The 4964-nt window shown below is 69.9% G+C and carries 3 protein-coding genes; 2 read left to right on the top strand and 1 reads right to left on the bottom strand.

Annotated features, from left to right (window positions below; translation table 11 throughout):
- On the bottom strand, positions 1–1287 hold a 1287-nt coding region (locus tag Q1K57_RS06785; protein WP_300080263.1), incomplete at its 3' end, for an FAD/NAD(P)-binding oxidoreductase.
- A gap of 185 nt (positions 1288–1472) precedes the next feature.
- On the opposite strand from Q1K57_RS06785, the gene Q1K57_RS06780 reads away from it, so the two are divergent.
- Together Q1K57_RS06780 and tkt are read left to right on the top strand one after the other, a co-directional pair.
- Positions 1473–2810: an MFS transporter gene (locus Q1K57_RS06780; protein WP_300080261.1), complete on the top strand. Its 1338-nt coding sequence runs from the start codon at positions 1473–1475 to the stop codon at positions 2808–2810.
- A gap of 50 nt (positions 2811–2860) precedes the next feature.
- On the top strand, positions 2861–4927 hold the full coding sequence (gene tkt, locus Q1K57_RS06775) for a transketolase (protein WP_300080259.1): 2067 nt from the start codon (positions 2861–2863) through the stop codon (positions 4925–4927).
- Positions 4928–4964: the final 37 nt, after the last annotated feature.

The raw sequence follows: 4964 nt of genomic DNA, 5'->3' as shown, positions 1-4964 counted from the left end.
TGCGGGCGCGGCCTCTCGCGCCTTCACCGCGGGACGCCGGACACGATCGGCCGCGTCCTCGATGTTCTTGCCCCAGCGGGACATGTTCGTCGTGAACGGCAGGGGCCGGCCGACGATGAGCATGTTCCAGTACACCCACCGGAACGCCAGCTTCGCCCAGTGGTTGAGGCGCGTTTCGCGCAGGAGGTGCAGCGGCCCGACGACCGGCAAGGGGAACAGCCCCGTGTAGGGCTGGGTGTCGTAGTTGAAGTCGAGCAGCATGCCCTTGCCGGAGCCGGATTCGATGAAGCAGTTGGCGTGCCCGTCGAAGGCGTGCGGAAGGGGCTGGCCGGCGAGCTGGGCGTCGAAGTTCTCCATGAACACGTCGGCGCTGAAGTGCGCGACCGATCCGGCCTTGGACGTCTGCAGGGTGCCGGCGTCGCCCAGGACGAAGACGTCGGGGCTGGCGTCCGCCACCATGGTGTGCTGGTCGCAGGGAACCAGGTTGAGTTCGTTGCCCAACCCGGACGCCGCCACGTAGTCGGCGCCCATGTTCACGGGCACGGTGACGAGCAGATCGAAGCCGATGCGGCGATCGTCGTAGGAGACGAGCTCCTTCGCGTCGTTGTCGATCTCGGCGACGGCGAAGTCGGTCTCGAGGGCGATGCCGCGCTTGCTCAGGGCATCGGCGAGTTCGCGGCTGGCGACGGGCTTGGTGAACGCACCGTCGAGCGGCGTGACGTAGACGATCTCGTACTTCTGCCGCACGTTCTTGCCGCGCAACCAGGCGTCTGCGAGGAAGGTGAACTCGAGCGGCGCGACGGGGCACTTGATCGGCATCTCGGCGATGTGCACCACGATGCGGCCGCCGCGCAGGTTCCGCAGGGCTTCGGTCAGCTTGACCGCGCCCGGCAGGTCGTAGAAGTGGTGGACGCTCACACCTGCCTCCGGCCCGTCGCCGCCCGGGGTCGCCTCGGGATGCGGCTGCACGCCGGTCGCGATCACGAGTGTGTCGTAGTCGAGCGTCCTGCCGTCGGCGAGATGCACGGCGTGGGCGGCGGCGTCCACCCGCTCGACGGCCGCCAGCACGAGCTCGACGCCGTCGGGCAGGAAGGAGTGCCGCGAGCGCACGATCTGGTCGGGGGAGTAGATGCCGAACGGCAGGAACAGGTAGCCGGGTTGGTAGTGGTGTTCGTCGTCGGCGTCGACGACGGTGATGGCGATCGGGGTGGCCGGGTACTTCCTCCTCAGGCGGTTGGCGACCAGCGTGCCGGCGGTGCCGCCGCCGAGGATGACGATGCGATGCATGGGTCCTCCTTGACAAGGACCAACAATACCCCGGCCCGTATGATCCGGAGGGCTGCGGCGGCCTTCACTTTTCGGGATCAGGGTCGGATCAGGGGCGCCGGACCCTTGGATTCTTGCACCGTCGACCATTAATGTTCCGCGCAGACGGCTCCCACCGAGGGGGGCCCACGGCCGAGGAGGCCACGATGGCCGCAGATCCGACGACCGCAGCGACGACGCTCACCCGTTCCGAGCGGCTCGACCGGCTTCCCTTCTCCCGCGCTCACGGCAAGCTGCTGGGCGGCTCCGGCATCGGCTGGGCCCTCGACGCCATGGACGTCGGCATGATCTCGTTCGTCATGGCCGCCCTGTCGGCGCAGTGGCACCTCGACCAGACCACGCTCAGCTGGATCGGGTCCATCGGCTTCGTCGGCATGGCGCTCGGCGCGTCGCTCGGCGGGCTGCTGGCCGACCGCATCGGCCGCCGCCAGGTCTTCGCCCTCACCCTGCTCGTGTACGGTCTCGCCACCGGCGCGGCCGCACTGTCTGCCTCGGTGGCGATGCTCATCGCCCTGCGGTTCGTCGTCGGCCTGGGCCTGGGCGGGGAGTTGCCCGTGGCCTCCACCCTGGTCAGCGAGTACGCGCCGAAGAAGATCCGCGGTCGCGTCGTCGTCGCCCTCGAGGCGTTCTGGGCCCTCGGCTGGATCATGGCTGCTCTGATCGGTTACCTCCTCATCCCCACTCACCCCGACGGCTGGCGCTGGGCGCTCGCCATCGGCCTCGTTCCGGCCGCCTATGCGCTGTTCGTCCGGTGGGGCCTGCCCGAGTCCGTCCGGTTCCTCGAGTCGAAGGGCCGCTACGCCGAGGCCGAGGCGTCCGTGCGGGTCTTCGAGGACGCCGCGGGCGTCGCCCCGGTGCCCAGCCCCGACGAGGCGCCGGCGAAGCACCACGGCACCGAGTCGATCTGGGCACCCGAGTTGCGCGGTCGCACGATCGCCTTGTGGCTCGTCTGGTTCTGCATCAACCTGTCCTACTACGGCGCGTTCATCTGGATCCCGAGCCTCCTGCACAACGCCGGCTTCACGCTGGTCAAGAGCTTCCAGTTCACGCTCATCATCACGCTGGCCCAGCTGCCGGGCTACGCGGTGGCCGCGTGGCTGATCGAGGTCTGGGGGCGCCGCCTCACCCTCGCGCTGTTCCTCGCCGGGTCGGCGGTCGCCGCGCTCGGGTTCGGCCTGGCCAACACCGAGACGCTCATCCTCGTGACCGGCTGCCTGCTGTCTTTCTTCAACCTCGGCGCGTGGGGCGCGCTGTACGCCGTCGGGCCCGAGCTCTACCCGACCACCATCCGCGGCGCAGGCACGGGCGCAGCGGCGGCGTTCGGACGCATTGCCTCGATCATCGCGCCACTCATCGTTCCGGTGCTGATGGGCGTCGGCGGCATGGTGTTGCTCTTCGGCGTGTTCGGCGCGGCGTTCCTGCTCGCCGCGGGCGCCGCGCTGGTCCTGCCCGAGCAGCGCGGCCGAGCCCTGACCGAGGCGTGAGGACGCGCTAGCCTGACGGGTGCAACCACGCATCCATCAGGAAGGCAACCATGAGCTTCACCTGGACCGAGCGCGACGCTTCAGCGGTCGACCTCGCCCGCATCCTGGCCGCGGACGCCGTCGAGAAGGCTGGCAACGGCCACCCGGGCACGCCGATCTCGCTGGCGCCCATCGCGTACGTGCTCTACCAGAAGGTGATGCGCTCCGACCCGTCCGACCCTCGCTGGATCGGCCGCGACCGGTTCGTCCTGTCCGCCGGGCACGCCTCGATGCTGCAGTACGCCCAGCTCTACCTGGCGGGCTACGGCCTGGAACTGGAGGACCTGAAGAACCTGCGCCAGTGGGAGAGCCGGACCCCCGGCCACCCCGAGTTCGGCCACACCGACGGCGTCGAGTGCACGACCGGCCCGCTCGGCACGGGCGTGGCGAATGCTGTCGGCTTCGCGATGAGTGCCCGCCGGGACCGGGAGCTCTTCGACCCGGACGCCGCCCCCGGCACCTCCGTCTTCGACCGCTTCGTGTACTGCGTCGCCGGCGACGGGTGCATGCAGGAGGGGGTGTCGTCGGAGGCGTCCTCGCTGGCCGCCACGCTCAACCTGGGCAACCTCGTCCTGATCTACGACGACAACCGGATCACGATCGAGGGCAACACGAAGATCGCCTTCTCCGAAGACGTCGAAGCCCGCTACGCCGCCTACGGGTGGCACACCCAACACGTCGACTTCACGAACGGCTTCACGACGTACTCCGAGAACGTCGAGCAGCTGCACCAGGCCATCGAGGCGGCCAAGGCCGTCACCGACCGGCCGTCGTTCATCCGGGTGACCACGATCATCGGCTGGCCCCTGCCCACGAAGGCGGGCGACCACAGCGTGCACGGCAGCAAGCTGGGCGGCGCGGAGATCGCAGGCCTCAAGGAGCGCCTCGGCTTCCCGGCCGAGCCCTTCGCCTTCGACGACTCGATCGTCGCCTACACGCGCGAGAACGCCAAGCGGCGTGCGGTCGAGGCCCGCGGCGAGTGGGACCAACGCTTCCAGGTGTGGCGCGCCCAGAGCGCCGAGAAGGCCGAACTCCTCGACCGCTGTCTGCGCCGCGAGGCGCCCGAAGGGCTGGACGCCGCCCTGCCCGTCTTCGAGCCCGGGAAGATGAGCACGCGCGCGGCGTCCGGGAAGACACTGGAGGCGCTGGCGGATGTCGTGCCCGAACTGTGGGGCGGCTCGGCCGATCTCGCCGGCTCGAACAACACGACGATGAAGGGTGTCGCCTCGTTCATCCCGGCCGAGCGCAGCAGCCACGAGTTCACCGGCGCCCCCGGTGGCCGGACGCTGCACTTCGGCATCCGTGAACACGCGATGGGCGACATCTTGAACGCGATCGCCATGGACGGGACGACGCGGGCCTACGGCGGCACGTTCCTCGTGTTCTCCGACTACATGCGGCCCACACCACGGCTGGCATCGCTGTCGAAGGTGCCGAGCATCTTCGTCTGGACCCACGACTCGGTCGGCGTGGGCGAGGACGGTCCGACGCACCAGCCGATCGAGCAGGTGATGAGCTTGCGCCTCATGCCGGGCCTCGACGTGGTGCGCCCCGGTGACGCGAACGAGACCGCCCAGGCATGGGGGCAGACGCTCCGCATCACCGACCGGCCGGTCGCGCTCGTTCTGTCGCGCCAGGACCTGCCGGTCCTCGATCGTTCCGAGGGCACCGGCCTGGCCGGGGCCGAGAACGTCGCGAAGGGCGGCTACGTGCTGAAGGAGGCGTCGGCCGAGCCGAAGGTCGTCCTCGTCGGGACGGGTTCCGAGCTGCAACTCGCCGTGGCCGCGGCCGAGAAGCTGGAGGCGGACGGGGTTCCGGCGCGGGTCGTGTCGCTGCCGTGCGTCGAGTGGTTCGCAGCCCAGGACGACGCCTACCGCGCTGAGGTGCTGCCGGCGGGCGTGCCGAAGGTCGTCGTCGAGGCCGGTGTCACCGTCGGCTGGAAGGACCTCCTGGGTGCCGAGACGGAGGCCGTCGGCATCAACCGGTTCGGCGTCAGCGCCCCCGGCGACGAGGTCATGGAGAAGCTCGGGGTGACCGCGGACGCCGTGGTCGCCAAGGCCAAGGAACTCGTGGGCTGACGCGTCGCGATCAGCGCGCCCGGCCCGGGTAACTCGC

It is taken from the genome of Propioniciclava sp. (genome assembly GCF_029977985.1).
Lineage (GTDB): Bacteria > Actinomycetota > Actinomycetes > Propionibacteriales > Propionibacteriaceae > Propioniciclava.
Note: the sequence above shows the minus strand (reverse complement) of the source record. Positions and strands in the feature narration are given on the sequence as shown.

Coding starts and splice junctions, on each gene's coding strand:
- Q1K57_RS06780 (WP_300080261.1), top strand. CDS start 1,473: ATGGCCGCAGATCCGACGACCGCAGCGACGACGCTCACCCGTTCCGAG.
- tkt (WP_300080259.1), top strand. CDS start 2,861: ATGAGCTTCACCTGGACCGAGCGCGACGCTTCAGCGGTCGACCTCGCC.